16 protein-coding genes are annotated in these 13,938 nt (G+C 47.4%); all 16 read right to left on the reverse strand.

The window, feature by feature from the left end; genetic code table 11:
* Positions 1–17: 17 nt before the first annotated feature.
* Complete coding sequence (locus ACIFQN_RS18855) at positions 18–1,121, reverse strand: protein-glutamate methylesterase/protein-glutamine glutaminase (RefSeq protein WP_429834562.1); 1,104 nt, start codon at positions 1,119–1,121, stop codon at positions 18–20.
* Positions 1,122–1,153: 32 nt separating this feature from the next.
* On the reverse strand, positions 1,154–2,017 hold the full coding sequence (locus ACIFQN_RS18860) for a MinD/ParA family protein (RefSeq protein ID WP_429834563.1): 864 nt from the start codon (positions 2,015–2,017) through the stop codon (positions 1,154–1,156).
* Between the two features lie 4 nt (positions 2,018–2,021).
* Positions 2,022–3,362, reverse strand: coding sequence for a flagellar biosynthesis protein FlhF (flhF, locus tag ACIFQN_RS18865; protein ID WP_429834564.1), 1,341 nt, complete (start codon positions 3,360–3,362; stop codon positions 2,022–2,024).
* On the reverse strand, positions 3,359–5,401 hold the full coding sequence (gene flhA, locus ACIFQN_RS18870; protein WP_429834565.1) for a flagellar biosynthesis protein FlhA: 2,043 nt from the start codon (positions 5,399–5,401) through the stop codon (positions 3,359–3,361). The genes flhF and flhA overlap by 4 nt, the downstream gene beginning before the upstream one ends.
* A gap of 18 nt (positions 5,402–5,419) precedes the next feature.
* Positions 5,420–6,517 (reverse strand): flagellar biosynthesis protein FlhB, encoded by a 1,098-nt coding sequence (flhB, locus tag ACIFQN_RS18875; RefSeq protein WP_429834566.1) that lies wholly within the window; start codon positions 6,515–6,517, stop codon positions 5,420–5,422.
* On the reverse strand, positions 6,514–7,296 hold the full coding sequence (gene fliR, locus ACIFQN_RS18880; RefSeq protein ID WP_429834567.1) for a flagellar biosynthetic protein FliR: 783 nt from the start codon (positions 7,294–7,296) through the stop codon (positions 6,514–6,516). Before fliR ends, flhB begins: the two co-directional genes overlap by 4 nt.
* A 3-nt stretch (positions 7,297–7,299) precedes the next feature.
* Positions 7,300–7,569, reverse strand: coding sequence for a flagellar biosynthesis protein FliQ (gene fliQ, locus ACIFQN_RS18885; protein ID WP_429834568.1), 270 nt, complete (start codon positions 7,567–7,569; stop codon positions 7,300–7,302).
* Between the two features lie 32 nt (positions 7,570–7,601).
* Positions 7,602–8,363 (reverse strand): flagellar type III secretion system pore protein FliP, encoded by a 762-nt coding sequence (fliP, locus tag ACIFQN_RS18890; protein WP_429834569.1) that lies wholly within the window; start codon positions 8,361–8,363, stop codon positions 7,602–7,604.
* On the reverse strand, positions 8,360–9,040 hold the full coding sequence (locus tag ACIFQN_RS18895; RefSeq protein WP_429834570.1) for a flagellar biosynthetic protein FliO: 681 nt from the start codon (positions 9,038–9,040) through the stop codon (positions 8,360–8,362). Before ACIFQN_RS18895 ends, fliP begins: the two co-directional genes overlap by 4 nt.
* Complete coding sequence (locus ACIFQN_RS18900) at positions 9,040–9,402, reverse strand: response regulator (protein WP_005834238.1); 363 nt, start codon at positions 9,400–9,402, stop codon at positions 9,040–9,042. Before ACIFQN_RS18900 ends, ACIFQN_RS18895 begins: the two co-directional genes overlap by 1 nt.
* Before the next feature lie 36 nt (positions 9,403–9,438).
* Entirely contained in the window at positions 9,439–10,812 is a 1,374-nt protein-coding gene (gene fliY / locus ACIFQN_RS18905; protein ID WP_429834571.1) for a flagellar motor switch phosphatase FliY, read from the reverse strand.
* Entirely contained in the window at positions 10,805–11,800 is a 996-nt protein-coding gene (gene fliM, locus ACIFQN_RS18910) for a flagellar motor switch protein FliM (protein WP_429834572.1), read from the reverse strand. Before fliM ends, fliY begins: the two co-directional genes overlap by 8 nt.
* A gap of 40 nt (positions 11,801–11,840) precedes the next feature.
* Complete coding sequence (locus ACIFQN_RS18915; protein ID WP_429834573.1) at positions 11,841–12,296, reverse strand: flagellar basal body-associated FliL family protein; 456 nt, start codon at positions 12,294–12,296, stop codon at positions 11,841–11,843.
* A 14-nt stretch (positions 12,297–12,310) separates the two neighbouring features.
* Complete coding sequence (locus ACIFQN_RS18920) at positions 12,311–12,532, reverse strand: flagellar FlbD family protein (protein WP_429834574.1); 222 nt, start codon at positions 12,530–12,532, stop codon at positions 12,311–12,313.
* 68 nt (positions 12,533–12,600) lie between these two features.
* Positions 12,601–13,419, reverse strand: a complete 819-nt coding sequence (gene flgG, locus ACIFQN_RS18925; RefSeq protein ID WP_429834575.1) for a flagellar basal body rod protein FlgG — start codon at positions 13,417–13,419, stop codon at positions 12,601–12,603.
* 99 nt (positions 13,420–13,518) lie between these two features.
* Entirely contained in the window at positions 13,519–13,914 is a 396-nt protein-coding gene (locus ACIFQN_RS18930) for a TIGR02530 family flagellar biosynthesis protein (protein ID WP_429834576.1), read from the reverse strand.
* Between the last annotated feature and the right edge of the window lie 24 nt (positions 13,915–13,938).

A 13,938-nucleotide genomic window follows, 5' to 3' on the forward strand; every position in this document is an offset into this window, starting at 1 on the left:
TGATCCACCTCCCAAAATCAGTGCAAGATCTTGCACAATACCTCTGGAATCTTTTCTAATGGAGCTATATGATCTGCCAGGCCCGCTTGAATGGCAGCGCGGGGCATGCCGAACACAACACAACTCGATTCATCTTCGATAAGACTCGCAACAGGTCCAACTTCTTTCATCATTTTCAGACCTTTTGTCCCATCATTTCCCATGCCTGTCATGATGATTGCCCATTTGTCTACATTTGTCAATCGACTGACAGATTCAAATAGAACGTCTACCGATGGTCTGTGGCCACCTCGAGGCTCCTGCTGATGTAATTGAGCCTGTAATCTACCATTCACCTGGTGCACCTCAAAGTGATGACCGCCAGGCGCTATGTAAGCCGTCCCCGGTTCTAGAATCTCCCCGTGCGTCACTTCAGTAACTCTGATCTGCGACAAGGAGTCCAACCGTTGCGCGAGCGATTTGGTAAATCCAGCCGGCATGTGTTGTACGATTGCGATCGGAGCCGGGAAATCGGCTGGCAGCTGCGTCAAAACGGTCTGCAATGCTTTTGGTCCCCCTGTAGAAGTCCCCAATACGACGAGCCTTGATTTTGTACCACCTATTGAACGTGCAAAGGTCGGTACGATCGGCACGACAGGTCGCGGTGCTTGCGGGATAGCTGCAGGATTTGAAATTACAGGCTTGACTGCACTTGTAATACCTTTTCTGCGGAATCTTCCTCTTGCTGATGCGGCAGCTTTTACCCGTTCAATCAGACGATCTCCAACCTTATGGATGTCGAGTGATATGGGACCAGAGGGCTTGGTCACGAAATCAAAAGCCCCGAGCTCCAGCGCTTGAATGGTTGCGTCCGCACCCTCTCTGGTTAAACTGCTTAGCATGACGACAGGTAGAGGAGCGTCTTGCATCAGCTTTTCCAAAGCGTCCAGGCCGTTCATGACCGGCATTTCAATATCTAGCGTAAGGACATCCGGGCTAAGCTCTTTGCATTTTTCAATGCATTCGAGACCGTTCTTTGCTCGATCAATAACCTCGATCTCGGAATCACTTGTTAAAATATCTGAAATAACTTTACGCATGAATGCAGAGTCGTCCGTGACCAGAACTCGAATTTTACTCAATCGAATGTCGCTCCCTTCTTACACTTGTTGCCTTATTGAATGAAGTTTTTCAGCTTCGCAAGAAATCCTTTTAGGCCATTCGCCTGCATAATTGTAGTGGTTGGATTCTCCAAATATCGGCCAACCAGATTACGAATGCTCCGAGAGGCTTGCGCTTGCGGATATGTAAGGAGAAAAGGACGCTGCTGTTTCACTGCCTTGGATACATGTGGATCATCTGAAACATACCCGAGCGAGTGTATGTCCATATTCAAAAAACGTTTGGCTACCATTGCCAGTTTATCCGCAGTCATTTTTCCCTCGCGCTCAGAGGTAACCCGGTTTATCACCAATCGGATCGTGATGGCTGGGTTTCGGGAATGCAGCATTTTGATCACCGCGTACGCATCCGTAATAGCTGGCGGCTCGGGCGTCGTGACCAGAATCACTTCATCGGAGGAGAGCATAAACCGAATCGACTCTTTGGAAAGACCTGCTCCTGTATCAAAAATGATCGTATCCGCATAGCCTTGCAGCGGATTCAGCTTGGTAAACAAACGGTCCAGCTTTTCATCATCCAACTGCATGATCTGCGTAAATCCTGATCCTCCAGCAATAAACTCCAACCCGCCTGGTCCTTTTTCGATAATATCCCAAACCGTCGTATTCGGTTCCAACAAATGGAATAAATGCTTTTGGGGTGTGATCCCCATCAAAACGTCCAAATTGGCTAGGCCGAGGTCCACATCAAACAGGACTGCTTTATGTCCCATTTCGTTCAGACCAAGACCAAAATTGAGACTGATATTTGATTTTCCTACTCCGCCTTTTCCGCTGGTAACCGTGACTAGCCTCGTTGGACGTTCCGCTGTCTTTTGCTGCATTCGTTCTCGTAGTCTTTCTGCTTGGTCTCGCATGCCCTTACTCTCCCATAATCATCGCTGTCACCAGTTCTGAGGTAGCGACAACGATATCATCTGGCACATTTTGTCCGGTCGTGATATAGGAGAGGTCGAGATTTGTCAATTGGCACACATTTAGCATCGCCCCGAAGCTGTTGGTTTCATCTGCTTTGGTAAAAATGACTTGCTTCACGGGGACCTCTGAGAAATTTTCGATAATCGCCTTCATATCGTTATACTTGGAGCTGAGACTAAGTACCAGGTAATTCACGCTGCTTGTCCCATGTCCGACAAGCTCTCGAATGCCTTGAACATATTCATCATTGCGGAAATTACGTCCGGCTGTATCCACAAAAATCAGATCGCAGTCACTTAATCGTTCCATCGCCAGCATCATTTCCTTTGGAGAAAAGACTACTTCCATTGGAACGTTTAAAATGTTCGCATATGTCTTCAGTTGCTCAACCGCAGCCATACGATACGTATCCGCCGTGATGAACCCAATTTTCCGCTTTTCTTTCAGCATGCTGTTCGCTGCCAACTTGGCGATCGTTGTGGTTTTTCCCACCCCTGTTGGACCAAAAAAGAACGCATACTGTACATTTCGGTCCAACTTTCCGGATGCTTCTAAATGAGGTTTCACCATTGCTGAAATGATCTGACGGCATGCGAGAAAAGCTTCTTCTTCCTTCCATTCGATGCCCCCATTGGTTTTGTCCATGAGTTTGCGTAGGATTTCCGCAGTAAGCTCTTCTGTTACTTCCTGATCCAAAAGTCGCTTCCGAACCGCTTGAATCGCCTTTGGTAGCTGCTCGCTCAAATCATTAACCAACAATTTTTGAAACATTTTCCTCATATCCCGTACCTCACTTGCAAGCACGTCGCTTCGGCCCGGATGTTGCTCCTCCCCTTCGTTCGAAACGACCGTTGCAATCCGCATGGGACTGTTCGACTGTTCACTCGCCGCTGCTGTCTCTTCAATCGGCGCTTGATTCACGTAAGAAGGAGAGGCTGCATGTGGGATGGGCTCTTTCTCTTTTAAAGCCAGCATGGACTTTTCTGCTGCAGGTCGTGGAGCTGCTATTTTGCGATAAGCTTGCTGGGCCGTATACGTACCCGTCTGCTGTCTCGTGGAAACGTCCTTTTGTCGATCCGCTGCCACTAAGCTTCGGTCCTCGCCTTGGGATGACTTTTCATCTACTGCAGCAATCACTTCGATTTGTTGTTTGCTAAACATCCCGAAGAATCCACCAGATTTGATCGGTTTGGAGTTCAAAATGACAGCATCCATTCCCAAGTCACCCCTGATTTTTTCCATCGCTTCTGGCATCGTATCGACTATGTAACGTTTTACTCTCACGAAATGTTCACCATCCCTACGCTTTGCACTTCAACATGTGGTTCCAACTCGCTGTACGACAAAACGGGAACGTCTGGCATCATCCGGTCAAGCAATTGCCGTAAATACATGCGAATAGCCGGTGATGAAAGAATGATAGGCTGCTGCCCCGAATTAATCATTTTCCCGACTTCTGTCGACATGATTTGGAAGATTCGCTGGGACGTTTCTGGGTCCATGGCCAGATAGCTTCCCTGTTCAGATTGCTCGACGCGCTCGGAAATCGCTTTTTCCAAACCTGCTCCTGCTGTAAGCACGCGTAGTGGCTGGCCAGGCTCTGTGAATTGCAGCGTAATTTGGCGCGACATTGCTTGTCTCACATACTCTGTCAGCACGTCCGTATCTTTTGTATAGAGCGCATGATCCGCCAATGCTTCGAGAATGACTTGGAGATTGCGGACAGATACTTTTTCGCGCAGCAATTTTTGCAATACCTTTTGTACATCGCCAATCGAGAGCGAGGAAGGAATCAGTTCGTCTACCAAAACTGGTGCGGTTTCTCTTACGTTGTCGATGAGTGCTCGTGTTTCCTGACGGCCCAAGAGCTCATGCGCATGTCGCTTGATAATCTCTGTCAGGTGAGTAGCAACGACAGACGGTGGATCGACCACAGTGTAACCGGAGAGCTCTGCAATCTCCTTATTCTCTTCTGTTACCCATAAAGCAGGCAATCCAAACGCAGGTTCAACGGTTTCAATCCCAATGATTGAATCGTCTTCAATTCCCGGGCTCATCGCCAGATAATGATCCAGCATAATTTCGCCTTTTGCCACCTGATTGCCCTTGATTTTGATCATGTATTCATTCGGTCTGAGCTGAATATTGTCGCGAATCCGAATGACCGGAACCACTATCCCCATCTCCAAAGCGATTTGTCGTCGAATCATGATGACACGGTCAAGCAGGTCTCCACCTTGTTTGACATCCGCGAGTGGGATTAAGCCATATCCGAATTCAAATTCAATCGGATCAACCTGCAGGAGATTTACGACACTTTCTGGACTGCGTACTTCCTCAATTTGCTGCTCTTCCACTTTGTCTGCTGATTCTTGAATTTCGATTTTTTGTTTTTTATCGAGTTTCCATGCTGCAAAGGCCATGATCCCAGATACGGGTGCAACCGGAAGTATTCCGATTGGTGTAAACAGACCTAACAACAGCATGCAACCAGAAACAATGTACAGAAGACGTGGGAAGCTGAACATTTGTCTAGCGATATCTTCTCCGAGGCCTTCCCCGGACGTCGAGCGAGTAACGATGATACCTGCAGCTGTCGAGATCAACAGGGCAGGAATCTGGCTAACCAGCGCATCCCCTACAGACATCGTGGTAAATCGGGAAGCTGACTCTGCAAAGCTGAAACCATGGACGAGCATCCCAATGATAAAACCGCCCAAGATATTAATGATAAAAATGATGATTCCTGCGATAGCGTCCCCTTTTACGAATTTACTGGCACCATCCATTGCTCCGTAAAAGTCTGCTTCGTTTTCGATCTTCTTGCGTCGTGCCCTTGCGTCTGCCTCTGTGATCATTCCCGCATTGAGGTCTGCATCAATACTCATCTGTTTCCCCGGCATGGCATCGAGCGTAAAGCGTGCTGCTACCTCCGCCACGCGTTCGGAACCTTTCGTAATAACAATGAACTGAATGATGATCAAAATCAGAAACACAACGAAACCAACGACTTGATTGCCTCCTACCACAAAGCTTCCGAAGGTTTCAATTACTTTTCCACCTTCCCCATGCGATAAAATGTTACGCGTCGTAGAAACGTTCAGTGCAAGGCGAAAGAGTGTCGTAATGAGCAAGACTGTTGGGAAAATGGAAAACTCCAACGTTTCCTTTGTATACATGGATACGAGCAAAATGGTCAATGCAAGGGAGATGTTAAGAATCAACAATAAGTCGAGCAGCTCCGAAGGGAGTGGGATTACCATCATGACCACAATGCTTATGACGAATAGGATCGTGCCTAATTCCTTGAATTTGAATCCCACTGATTATCCTCCTTTCTCTTATTTCACTTTCCCTTGCAACTTGTAGACGTACGCGAGAACTTCCGCGACCGCTTTAAACAACTCTTCGGGAATTTGTTGTCCGATATCAACTTGACTATAGAGAGCCCGGGCCAAGGGCTTGTTTTCCATGGTAACGATACGGTGCTTTTTGGCCACCTCTCTTATTTTTAAAGCAAGATAGTCTTGTCCTTTGGCCACCACCGTGGGAGCACTCATTGCACTGGCATCATACCGGATGGCTACGGCAAAGTGAGTCGGGTTCGTAATGATCACATCGGCTTTGGGCAGTTCTTGCATCATGCGCCTAATGGCCATGCTTCTCTGCCGTTCACGAATCTTCCCTTTAATCAACGGATCCCCTTCCGCCTGCTTGTGCTCATCCTTTAGATCTTGCTTTGACATCCGCAAGTTCTTTTCATGTTCATAACGCTGGTATGCGTAGTCCAGGACTGCCAAGATAAACAAGAGCAACCCGAGGTATATTCCTAGCTTGGCTACCTCCCCCGCCGTAAACGAGAGGACGTTTCCGAGGGATTTCAATGAAAGCTGTACAACCTGTTCTTTTGTATTCCATAAGATGGTATAAGCTACATAAATTCCGGCACTGATTTTTAATAAAGACTTGAACAGCTCCACCAGTGAGCGCAAGGAAAAAATTCGCTTGGCTCCTTTTATCGGATCCAGCTTTTCCAACTTCATTTGCAGCGGTTCCGCACTTACATGCCAGCCAACCTGCATGTAGTTGACTGCAAAAGCGACCAGAAATGACAAGCCCAAGATGGGACCTACGATTTTGACCGCTTCAAAAGCAATCTGTATGACCATTAGTCTCAGATTCTCTTCGTTTACTTGCCAGCTCGTATAGGTGATCAGTGATTCCCGCATCAGGTTTTGAAATGTTCCGAGCATGGAAGAACCGAGCATCATGAGCAAAAAAAAGAAAGCGGTCAACGCAATACTAGCGGACAAATCCTGGCTCTTTGCAACTTGTCCTTTTTTTCGTGCATCCTGCTTCTTCTTCGGTGTCGCTTTTTCTGTCTTCTCTCCACTGAAGTACTGGAGATCAACAGGATATGTAAACATCATACGCTTCATGGTAAGCCTCCGAGCGATTTCATCATTTCTGCGAGTGCCCGGAACATATTTTCAAACAATCCATTCAAGGTCAATAGGAATGCGGGCATCACCACAATGAGTAACAAGAAGCTCGCTAACAATTTCAGTGGCAAACCGACAACAAAAATATTAAACTGCGGGACGGATTTGGCGATAATACCAAGAGATATATCTACGAGAAACAACGCCACCACGATCGGGGCTGCCATCATAAAAGCGCTTAAAAACATATTTTGAAACACTTTTACAGCAGTCATCATTGCATTCTCACTGCCAAAAGCCGCCCACATCCGATCGACAGGGATCGCCTGGTAGCTGCTCATAATCCCGCGAATCAGCATATGGTGTCCATTGATGCTAAAAAAATATAACACGGCCAAAATATTTTTAAAGTTACCCGTTACCGGAATATAGGCGCCCGTTCGTGGGTCGATCACGTTTGCCATTGCAAGTCCCATTTGCATATCCATCAGCCCGCCAGCTACCTGTACCGCGATAAACATCATTTCACATATGTACCCAAGGATGACTCCCACGAGTGCTTCTTTGATGACGTACAGCACAAAGGTCAAATCCATTGGAATCTGAGCTTGAACAGGCAAGTATTGAAAGCTGATCAAGGCCATGATAAAAGCAAGGGCAATTTTAAACTGATTCGGCACACCTTTAATGGAGAAAAAAGGGGCGGAAATGATAAAAGCACTCATTCTGACAAAAACCAAGAGAAAAATGGGAAGATACATGAAAAAGAGATCCATACGCTACCCAACGAACCGATGGAGGTTTCCGAAGATTCCCATCGTGAAATCAAGCAATACACGGAGCATCCAAGGTCCCACCGCAAGAATCGTGACAAAAACCGCCACAATCTTTGGAATAAAAGCGAGTGTTTGCTCCTGAATTTGAGTCGTTGCCTGAAAAACGCTAACGAGCAATCCAACCAGCAGGGCGATCCCGAGGGCAGGTGCCGCAACTAGAAGGATGGTGTAAACAGCATTTTGCGCAATCTGCATTAATAGTTCTTGTGTCATGCTCTACCTCCTTGGCCCCTTCGAAAGTATCGCTAAAAACTGGTTAACAGTGATTTCACTACGAGATACCAACCATCTACCATAATGAACAACAGGATTTTGAATGGCAGTGATATCATTACCGGTGGCAACATCATCATCCCCATCCCCATCAATATGCTGGAAACGATCATATCAATGACGAGAAACGGAATGAAGACCATGAATCCGATTTGAAATGCCGTTTTTAATTCACTGATGGCGTAAGCAGGAACGAGAACGTTTAAAGGAATATCTTGAATCGTTTTGGGTCTCTCTGCTTTGGTAAACTCCAAAAATAATGCCAAATCCTTTTCCCGTGTCTGCTTTGCCATAAATTCCTTGAACGGCACTACAGCCGCATCAAAAGCTTGTTGTTGTGACATTTGCCCCTGCATGAACGGCTGCACTGCCGTTTCATTTACCTTGCCGAGTGTCGGAGCCATGATAAAAAAAGTCATAAACAGTGCGAGTGCGACGATCACCTGGTTAGGAGGCATTTGCTGTGTTGCCAACGCATTTCGGACGAAAGACAACACAATGACGATTCGCGTAAAGCTGGTCATGAGTAGCAAAATGGCCGGTGCAACAGATAATACGGTCAAAATCAGCAGGATTTGAATCGCTGAGGATGTCTCCTGAGGTGTTCCATTCCCGCCACCTATTTGCAAATCAATGCTCGGAACGAGTGGTGTTCCCACGGGAGCTGCCAACGCCATCTCGGGTACTACTAGCAGCACTGCGGCAAGCACGAGCACCTGCAAAAAATATTTCATTTTAGGTCCCCTCTGTCCTGAGCTTCCTCTTTGGTCCAAGCGTCCACCCGAACGGGCCGCTCCTTCACTTCATTCCACTGTCCTTTTAACAGCTCCTGGAATGTTTGTCCATCAACATCAGACGAGAAAAGAATCTCCTCTTCGGCTTGCTTCTTCTTTCCGAAAGGCAGCCAACTGAGAGAAAACGGATTTTTTATCGGCTTTATTTCTGCGTCAGCCAAGATCAGATCGACTTCATCACCTGGTTCGATTTGTCTTAGTAACTGAACGTTGTCACCGACACCCACGATGTACAAGGATTCCCCAATCATGACCACTTGCAGTGTTTTTCCGCTGCCGAGTGCAGCGGCACTTATTATCTTGATCGGTCCATGACTTTGGGCAACCTGTCGTCTACCGAGAAATCTCAGCAACAAAAATATAAGAACCGCGATAAATCCGAGTGAAAAGACAACTTGTACGAAATAACCTAGCATACTTCCCATTCCGCTGCCCGGAATGGCCGCCGGCTGTTCGCCGCCGGCGGGTGCATTGCTTTTTGGTGCCTGCCCTTGATTGTACGCATCTGCCACAGAGCCTTCAGCAAATGTCGTACTCGGCAAGGAGGTGATTAGCAGCAACAGGAGTAGACTTAAGACCCAAATGAGTCCTGTCCCTGCATTCCGGATTTTCATCATTAGCTCAAGGTCTTTTTGATCGCTTCCAGCACGCGATCCGCCTGGAATGGCTTCACGATGAAATCTTTTGCGCCCGCCTGAATCGCATCAATAACCATTGCCTGCTGTCCCATTGCAGAGCACATAATGACACGCGCGTTAGGGTCCAATTTCTTGATCTCTTTCAAAGCAGAAATTCCGTCCATTTCTGGCATCGTAATATCCATTGTTACCAGATCAGGTCCCAATTCTTTGTACTTTTCTACTGCTTGCGCTCCATCGCTTGCTTCCCCTACGACACTGTAACCATTTTTCGAAAGAATTTCCTTGATCATCATACGCATGAATGCCGCATCATCGACGATTAATACTTTGTTAGACATGAATAGCTCCTCCCCAATGCTTAACTCTTCATTGTTTTATTGTAATTTTTGAACACGATCGATCTGACTGATGATATCTGTAACGCGGACACCGAAGTTCTCGTCGATGACAACCACTTCGCCCTTGGCAATCAACTTGTTGTTCACCAAAATGTCTACATGTTCACCCGCCAGCTTGTCCAACTGTATGATGGACCCAGCGGACAAGTCAAGGATTTCTCTGATCAGCTTCTTGGTGCGTCCTAGTTCGACTGTCACTTGGAGTGGGATGTCGAGAAGTAGGTTGAGATTTTGCTCGTCTCCTGCGTACATAGGAGCACCACCAAGCGGTGCAAATTGTGCAGGTTTTACATTCGCCTGATTCGCTGCCGGACTACCAAAATGCTGTGGTGCAGGCGGCGCCATTGGCGGCTGCTGATACGCTGGCGGATACGGAGCATAACCCGGCGGCATGGCATGTTGAGCATAATAGTCTGGATACATAGGCTGCTGTGCGGGATACCCCATCGGTGGTGGTGCATATCCCATCGGCGGCTGCTGATACATCGGTTGCTGCGCTGCAGGTGCTTCTGGCATTGATGGCGCTGCAGGAGGCATCTGCATCGGCTCCGACTGTACCTGTTGAGTCGATGGAGCAGGATGGCTCATCGCCGGGATAGAAGGCATCTCAACCGCTTCTACGGCTGCAGCGGCTGCTTCATCGTCTGATCCTCCGATAAGTCGCTCAATCATGCTTTTTGCAAAAGAAAGCGGGAGAAGCTGCATAATGTTCGAGTCGATCAGTTCGCCATGCTCCCCTACCTTTAACCGGAAAGAGACCTTGACGAGGGTGCTTTCTTCTTCTGAGAAGCTGTCTCCACCCTTTCCTTGCGCCAGATCCATGACATCAATCCCGGGAGGAGTAATGTTGATGAACTGGTTGAAAATCGTGGACATCGAGGTCGCTGCAGAACCCATCATCTGGTTCATTGCTTCTTGTACAGCACTGATATGTAGTTCGGACATCTCTGTGTTCTCTGGTCGGCCGTCGCCTCCCATCATCAAATCAGCAATCACCGCAGCGTCTTCCATCCGAATGACAAGCAGGTTGATGCCTTTAAACCCATCGGTATATTCCACATGAACGGCCACGTGAGGAACCGGAAACTCGCTTTCCAGCTCGTTTACTTCTACGACAGTAACTGTAGGGGTTGTAATATCTACTTTCTGGCTCAGCAGGGTGGATAACGCAGTCGCTGCGCTGCCAAAGGAAATATTCCCGATTTCTCCGAGGGCATCTTGTTCAAACGGGGAAAGAAATTCGGAAACATCTTGACTTATTCCCGAATCAGCTTCCTCTTCATCCTCAACCAAGTTGTTCGCGCGAAGAAGCGCGTCAATTTCGTCTTGAGAAAGCATGTCTCTACTCATTTTGTTCCTCCCCCTCCTCTATGACTTCATCAATTTGAACAGCAACCTTTCCTTTGAGTGTCCCTGGTTGCCCCAAGTATTTCAAATGGTTGCCCACTTTGATTTTCAACTTGTTATCAATGGATTGATCAAGTTGAATCACATCGCCTTTTTGCAGCTGTAGGAAATCTCCTACTGAAATCGTAGCAGTGCCCATTTCTGCAACGATCGGCAGTTTTGCTGTCTTCACGCGTTCTTCCACACGGAGACGCTCATCTTCATCCCGCGTTTTTTTCTGCTTGGAGAACCAATACTGACCAGAAAGCTTTGTCATGATCGGCTCCAGTACCACGTGAGGCAGACATAAATTGATCATTCCGGTTGTATCGCCGATTTTCGTGCTAAATGAAATGACGACCACAATTTCGTTTGGGGAGACAATCTGCATAAACTGCGGATTCATCTCCAGACCTTCCTGATACGGATCAAGCTCAATAATTTGCTTCCATGCCTCATGGAAAGTATCCAGCGCTTTGCCGAATACACGCTCCATCACCGTTGTTTCAATTTCCGTAAGTGCTCCCATTTTATCCGGGATCGCACCCTGACCACCAAGAAGCCGATCAAGCATGGTGTAGGCGATGTTTGGATTCACTTCCAAGACCATACGACCTTCCAATGGAGGTGCTTCAAAGATGTTCAGGATCGTCATCTTGGGAATGGAGCGAATAAACTCGTCATACGGTAATTGATCGACGGAGGCAACCGTAATCTGCACGAAGGTACGAAGCTGAGCGGAAAAATACGTTGTCAATAGCCGCGCGTAGTTTTCATGAATACGCGTGAGACCACGAATCTGATCTTTTGAGAACCGCAGAGCACGCTTAAAGTCGTACACTTTGATTTTTCGCTCAGTCTCTTCCTTTTTCAGCTCGTTGGCATCCATCTCTCCCGAGGACAGGGCAGCCAACAACGCATCAATCTCACTTTGTGAGAGAACCTCGGCCATTTGTCGTCACCTCCTTGCTATGTATCCACTCATCGCTTCCTTATGACAAGACTCGCTTGGTTGTTACCACCTGCACAATCTTTCCTTCTTGCATGAGGGAGCTGATTTCATTCATGATTTTCGCTTCCAGCTTGTTTACGCCTTCTGTCCCTTTGATGTCCTCTGGTGTCAAGCCTGCCAGCGTTTTGATAATCACCTGATTGACCTGAGGCAAACGCTGCTCCAGCTCTTCTTTCGCAGAAGAATTCTCAGCCGTAATGTTAAAGCGAACAATCATGTAGTTATTCGTTAGCAAGTTGGTTGTAATCTCGCCGGTATCGACGGAGTACTCTTTCATTTGCTTTGCAGTCAGAGGCTTCATTTGCTTCTCCTCTGTGCTCGCAGTCTGTGCCCCTGGAGAGAGGTAGGTTTGCCACAGTACGAACGAAATAACTCCTAGTAGCGATATTGCAATAATGATGATTAGAGCCATGTTAAACAAACGATTTTGAAACATCGCACTGCCTCCCGCTATTCATTTGAATCGTCCGGCATCTTCGGTGTTACGGTTGCCGGATGAGCGTTTTGGTAAAACGCCTGTACGCGCCGAGCGATGGATTCTGCCGAATCTTTGACGATGTACTTTCTGTCATTGAACAAAGTAATTACGCTATCGGGAGTAGCCTCTACCGTCTCAATATGAGTGATATTCAGATAAAACGTGGCTCCGTTAAATCGGGTCAATTTGATCAAAAGGCTGCTCCTTTCGGGATGCATCGGGGGAAGGATATTATTCGCCTCCCCCGTCATCCGCTACCTAATTATCGCTTCAGGTTTACCAGTTCCTCGAGGACAGAGTCAGATGTTGTGATAATACGTGAGTTTGCTTGGAAGCCACGCTGCGCCACAATCATTTCGGTAAATTCTTCGGACAGATCCACGTTGGACATTTCCAGCTGACCAGCGATGATGCTTACTTTTGCCTCACCCGCAGTGACAGCTGCCGTTGGATCTTCCCCTCTGGCACCAGCATTGACTGTATTCTCATACAAAGAGTTCCCAACCTTTTTCAGACCACCTGGGTTGTTAAACGTCATCACACCGATCGCATTGTCTGATGCGAGCTCCCCAGCTTCGTCAACGGTTGTGATAACTCCATCTTTGCCAATAGAGTAAGAGACGGCGGTCTCCTGGTTAATCTCGATTGGGGTTCCGTCTGTACTCAGCAGCTTCAAGCCTTGCGAGTTAACAAGAAAGCCTGCCGCATCACGAGTAAAGTTACCAGCACGTGTGTAATAAATGGTTTCCCCTTCATCCGGGGAGACCATGAAGAAGGCATCTCCCTCGATTGACAAATCTGTCGGGAGGTTCGTCGTCATTGGGCTTCCTGCTGAGAATACGGTGTCGATAGAGCCGATAGATGCACCAAGTCCGATTTGTGTCGGGTTGGTACCACCTTTGCCGCCATCTTCTGATGGAGCACCTGCGCCTTGGACGTTTTGACTTAAAATATCTTGAAACATGACGCGACCTTTTTTGAAGCCAACGGTATTTACGTTCGCGATGTTATTTCCAATGACATCCAATTTCGTCTGGAAACCGCGCATACCTGAAATACCCGAATACATGGAACGAAGCATAATTTGTTTCCTCCTCTTCTTAAGTCACACGCATTGGTTACCTCTGTCGGTCGGTAACCGTGGGCTTCCTCTAAGAGGTCCAGCCCTTACTTCTGGGCGTTAAACAAAAATAGCACTATCTATGTTGGTAAATACGTTGTCCTTCATGCTACCATCGTCCACAGCGGTAATAATTTTCCGATTTACGATGCTCACGACGTAAGCCACGTTATCCATCAGAATGAGGGACTCTTGGGCACCTTTAGATGCAGCTTTTTGGACTGCAGATTCTAGTCGTTCGAGCTGTGGGCCATCTAGTGAAATGCCTCTCTCTTGCAGGCGGTTGACTGCGTGCTGGCTAAAGCTGAGCGGCGCTGTTTTTGTATGTGGGCTAAGCGATTCAGACAAGTAATGTTGAAACGATTTGCCGCTTCCTGCAGCAGTCTGCGCAGTAGCTTTGGTTACGTGATTCGTTTTCGGAGGAAAATAGGGCTGCGCCACACGAAAATGGTTCATGGTGCTTCCTCCTTTATTCCATTC

This window comes from Brevibacillus sp. NRS-1366 (assembly GCF_050467985.1).

Coding starts and splice junctions, on each gene's coding strand:
- ACIFQN_RS18860 (WP_429834563.1), bottom strand. CDS start 2,017: ATGCGAGACCAAGCAGAAAGACTACGAGAACGAATGCAGCAAAAGACA.
- flhB (WP_429834566.1), bottom strand. CDS start 6,517: ATGAAGCGTATGATGTTTACATATCCTGTTGATCTCCAGTACTTCAGT.
- fliR (WP_429834567.1), bottom strand. CDS start 7,296: ATGGATCTCTTTTTCATGTATCTTCCCATTTTTCTCTTGGTTTTTGTC.
- fliQ (WP_429834568.1), bottom strand. CDS start 7,569: ATGACACAAGAACTATTAATGCAGATTGCGCAAAATGCTGTTTACACC.
- fliP (WP_429834569.1), bottom strand. CDS start 8,363: ATGAAATATTTTTTGCAGGTGCTCGTGCTTGCCGCAGTGCTGCTAGTA.
- ACIFQN_RS18895 (WP_429834570.1), bottom strand. CDS start 9,040: ATGATGAAAATCCGGAATGCAGGGACAGGACTCATTTGGGTCTTAAGT.
- ACIFQN_RS18900 (WP_005834238.1), bottom strand. CDS start 9,402: ATGTCTAACAAAGTATTAATCGTCGATGATGCGGCATTCATGCGTATG.
- fliY (WP_429834571.1), bottom strand. CDS start 10,812: ATGAGTAGAGACATGCTTTCTCAAGACGAAATTGACGCGCTTCTTCGC.
- fliM (WP_429834572.1), bottom strand. CDS start 11,800: ATGGCCGAGGTTCTCTCACAAAGTGAGATTGATGCGTTGTTGGCTGCC.
- ACIFQN_RS18915 (WP_429834573.1), bottom strand. CDS start 12,296: ATGTTTCAAAATCGTTTGTTTAACATGGCTCTAATCATCATTATTGCA.
- flgG (WP_429834575.1), bottom strand. CDS start 13,419: ATGCTTCGTTCCATGTATTCGGGTATTTCAGGTATGCGCGGTTTCCAG.
- ACIFQN_RS18930 (WP_429834576.1), bottom strand. CDS start 13,914: ATGAACCATTTTCGTGTGGCGCAGCCCTATTTTCCTCCGAAAACGAAT.